Source organism: Vibrio sp. 10N.261.52.A1 (genome assembly GCF_002876325.1).
Taxonomy (GTDB): Bacteria; Pseudomonadota; Gammaproteobacteria; order Enterobacterales; family Vibrionaceae; genus Vibrio; species Vibrio chagasii.
Window position 1 is genome coordinate 1 of record NZ_MCYD01000926.1, and the last position, 4,015, is coordinate 4,015.

Below are 4,015 nucleotides of genomic sequence, written 5' to 3' on the forward strand. Positions count from 1 at the left end.
CTTCTATCTTCCCTTCATACGGAAAGCATGAAGTGAAACTAAAAATCATCGATGACCAAGGCGGGATCACGACTAAGACCATTATGGTCGACCTATAAGTCGCTTCTAGCTCAAATCATTGAAATAAGTACGTAGACAATAACGTGCGTACTGATAAACCAACTTAAGTATTGCTGTCTTTGGCATGAGTCAGGACAGCAGTTTTTAAGAAAACGTTATTATTTAAGCCGTAAGCAAAAGCCCTACCGTCATCGGTAGGGCTTTTTATTGGTCTGTGCTTCGGAAAAGCTAGCCTAACGCTCTGTTCAAATGAAGAAGTTAATATCTCCAAACAAGCGATAACTCATCATACAGGTTGATTTTGAATGCGAGATTTACGTGCGCTAAATGCAAACAATATGATAACGGCTAACACAAATGGCAATACATAAATATTGAGGTTTTGCCAGCCCGCTGTCGACTCTAACCAACCAGAAAGCAACGCCGTTACTGTCACACAGCCAAAGACAATAAACTCATTAAACGCTTGCGCCTTCGCTTTGTTCTGCGGTTGATAAGATTGACTGAACAAACCGGTTGCCGCGATGAACATAAAGTTCCAGCCTACCCCGAGTAAAACCAAAGCCGCTCTGAAATGCCAAATCGACTCACCATGGATGTTGATGGCAATACAAAACACAAACAGTATCCCACCTGCCAAGATCATCATTCTTGAACCAAACTTCTCGATGAGTGACCCAGTAAAGAAGGCAGGGACAAACATACCCAACACATGCCACTCAATTACACCAGCCGCTTTGGTAAAGTCGAAACCACAGCCAATCATCGCTAGTGGTGTTGCAGTCATTAGAATATTCATCACCGCATAGGCGACCATCGCTGCAAATACAGCTCCGACGAAATTTGGCGCCTTTACAATTGCACTCAAAGAATCCGACTTCGGCGCTTGGTGACTAAACGACACTTTAGGGAATTGGATCGTCTGTAAGATAACGAGTGCTAAAATGTTTAAGCCAATCAATGAAGCGAACGCACCAATATATAGGCCATCTTGCGACCATTGCTGAGACATAATCGCTAAGTTCGGCCCGAGTACCGCCGCAAGAACACCACCAGCCATTGAAATCGAGATTGCACGGTGTCGTGCATTTTCATCACACACTTCAATGGCCGCGAAACGATAAAGCGTTCCAAAACCAATACCTATGCCGAGTAAGAAGGTTGCGAAGCAGAACAGATAGAAGTTTTGTTGTGATAGCGCGTAAGTTGCTAGGCTTGCCCCCGTTATACCGACGAGATTACCGATACTAAAGCCTCGCTTTCGGCCTAACTTACCTGAAATCAAAGAAGCGGGAATGGTTGCAGCCATCAAACCCAAAAACTGCAACGCAACTGGTAAGGTAATCATGCTGGCACTGGGCGCAATCTGTTTTCCTATCAAACCAATCACGGAAATCAGTAAGATATTCCCTGTCATTAATAAGGCCTGACACAGTGACAGCAGCCAAACATTTCTATTCATCTTCGTTCCTAAATATGAGCGCGGCTGATCACTAGACCAAATAACCAACAAAGTCTCAACACTTTGTTACAAAAAATGAAACTCACCTGCTACCAATGTATTGCTTTAAAGCCATCTCCTTTTGGATCTTCAACGATATCGAATGCGTCGCTTTCTATATTTTCAATTCATTCTGGATTTGCATTTATCATTAACGGAGATAATAATAATTTTCTGTTATCCATTAGGGCGTGTTTTACAAACTTCGGTATTAAGAGGCGAGTATGATTAATCCACTTTGGCTCAACACATTTAAGACTCTGGTAGAAGTCGGCCATTTCACCCAAACGGCTGAAAAGTTGTACATGACTCAACCAGGTGTTAGCCAACACATCAAAAAACTTGAACAAGCATGTGACTGCGAACTGCTCTCTCGAGAAAATAAGAGCTTCGAGCTGACCGAGCAAGGTCGGATTATGTATCGCTATGCACTCAAACTAGAGAAAGACCAAGAAGACCTTTTCGAATCACTTAGTTTTGATAACCCTTACTCCGGGCAATGTCACCTATCCTGTTCCGGCTCGCTTTCCTTACGCTTATACCCCAAGCTTCTTGAACTGCAGCAGCAACACCCAGATCTAAGCATCAATCTAGAAGCAGCGCCGAACAAGAAGATATTAAATGACCTGCTGCAAGGCACGACTGATGTCGGTATCGTGAGGCACTCACCGAACGACAGCTATTACCAAAGCCAAGTTATCGGCAAAGAAGCATTGTGTCTTATCGTGCACCACAGTCATGCCGACCTTGAGATAACGCCACAAACGCTGCATGAGATTGGCCTGATTGCTCACCCAGATTCTGCGCATTACCTCTCTTTGTACTTTGACCTGTGTGGTGATAAAGAGCTCGCGAACATCAACATTAATGAGATTCCGAAATCAGGCTACATCAACCAACTTCATCAGATACTGCTGCCCGTATCCAAGGGATTAGGGTTTACCGTGTTGCCAGCTGGTGCCGTTGAACATTTTGCTGAAAGAGATAAGTTGCACGTCGTCCCGCCAAAAGTAGAAGTTGAGGAAACGCTTTACTTAGTCCAAAAGCGAAACCGCAAGCTCCCTCATCGATACAACACCGTGATTGATTTAATCAAACAGAATGTCAGCAATTAGGTTAGTGCACAGATAAAAAAGCCTTTAACCACGATAGTTAAAGGCTTTGAATACTAGCAAAAGGCTTTGGTTCTATGGCTGTGAAGCGCTGAGCACCTCAGTGGCACCTTCAAAATCGTAACTCTCTAGCAATCTCAGCACCTCTTTTATAGCACTCGAGTTAGGGTGTTCAATGAGTAACTTCGAAGCGTATTGAGTCGCATCGTTATCGTAAGCCTCGAGAAGAGATAGCAGCTTAGCGATTTGCTCAGGAGCAGCCTCAGAACAGTCCGAAGTGTCATCTGAACCTCTATCTGCTGTAGTTGCGCATGGTTTGCCAAAATCGCGCTCGACCGCTTCAATTAACTCCGTTAAGCCAATTTCGCCATGCTTAAGCTCTTGCTCCACGCATGTCCTATTGTGAGCTCGACTTTCTAAGTCACTGAGTAATTCAGCGAGCCTCTGCCCGCCAATTGAAGCCGCCATACTTTTTAGGGTGTGTAGATTCCGCTCTAACGTCACCCACTCTTCTTGCGCTAGATTATCGAACGCCTCAGACAGCATCGATGGCGCCCCTTGGCAGAACCTATCCAACACCTTATTTTGCACGGATGTATCGTTATTAGTGAGCTGGTCAAATCGAGCTTGTGAGAAAATAGGCAAGCCAGAGTTGTCAGAAACTGATTCATCAACTAATTTAGGCGCAGATGCTTGCCCCTCAATCAATACCTCTGGAACGATATACTTTGAGATCATAGACGTCGCTTTATCAATAATGATCGGCTTATCCAAGAAGTCCGTTACGCCTGCGTCCCTCGCTCTTTGTTTTGCATCTGCAAACACGTTTGCCGACATCGCAATAATAGGCACAGTTTTATTGAATTCACGGATCAACCTTGTAGCCTCAAACCCATCCATAATTGGCATTTGCAGATCCATAAAGATCATTTCATAGTCATTATTCTGCGCCAACGCTAATGCCTCTTTTCCGTTTTCGGCAAGGTCGGCATCTAACTTAGAGCGACTAAAGAAGGCTAACGCAAGATCTTGGTTTAGCTCATTATCTTCCACTAGCAGTATCTTCTGACCTTTAAACTCTATCTGATAATCCAATTGCAATTCTTGAGCTTTAAACTTCGCGAGTTCTTCATCCGTCGACCTTGCAAGTGTCACAATAAAAGAAAACTCACTGCCTTGCCCAAACTCACTCTCAACCGTAATTTGGCTACCCATCGCGTTAACAAGTTTCTGGCTAATATTGAGCCCTAACCCTGTGCCACCAAACCTGCGCGTTGTTGTTGTGTCTGCTTGGCTAAACGCTTGAAATAGTTTGTGGAGGTTCTCATCAGAGATCCCAATA

The 4,015-nt window shown here is 44.2% G+C and carries 3 protein-coding genes; 1 reads left to right on the plus strand and 2 read right to left on the minus strand.

The features are described from left to right. Nucleotides 1-346: 346 nt before the first annotated feature. Nucleotides 347-1,522: an MFS transporter gene (locus tag BCT81_RS20145; protein WP_061032331.1), complete on the minus strand. Its 1,176-nt coding sequence runs from the start codon at nucleotides 1,520-1,522 to the stop codon at nucleotides 347-349. Between the two features lie 263 nt (nucleotides 1,523-1,785). Between BCT81_RS20145 and BCT81_RS20150 the strand changes: the two genes are divergently transcribed. Further along, nucleotides 1,786-2,676, plus strand: a complete 891-nt coding sequence (locus tag BCT81_RS20150) for a LysR family transcriptional regulator (protein WP_102425589.1) — start codon at nucleotides 1,786-1,788, stop codon at nucleotides 2,674-2,676. 72 nt (nucleotides 2,677-2,748) lie between these two features. On the opposite strand, the gene BCT81_RS20155 is transcribed toward BCT81_RS20150, so the two are convergent. Then, nucleotides 2,749-4,015, minus strand: a 1,267-nt coding sequence (locus tag BCT81_RS20155) for a response regulator (RefSeq protein ID WP_133152668.1), incomplete at its 5' end; no start/stop codon positions are given.

What these genes read in the sequence shown, in the direction of transcription:
- BCT81_RS20150 (WP_102425589.1), top strand. Translation starts at nt 1,786, where the DNA reads ATGATTAATCCACTTTGGCTCAACACATTTAAGACTCTGGTAGAAGTC.
- BCT81_RS20145 (WP_061032331.1), bottom strand. Translation starts at nt 1,522, where the DNA reads ATGAATAGAAATGTTTGGCTGCTGTCACTGTGTCAGGCCTTATTAATG.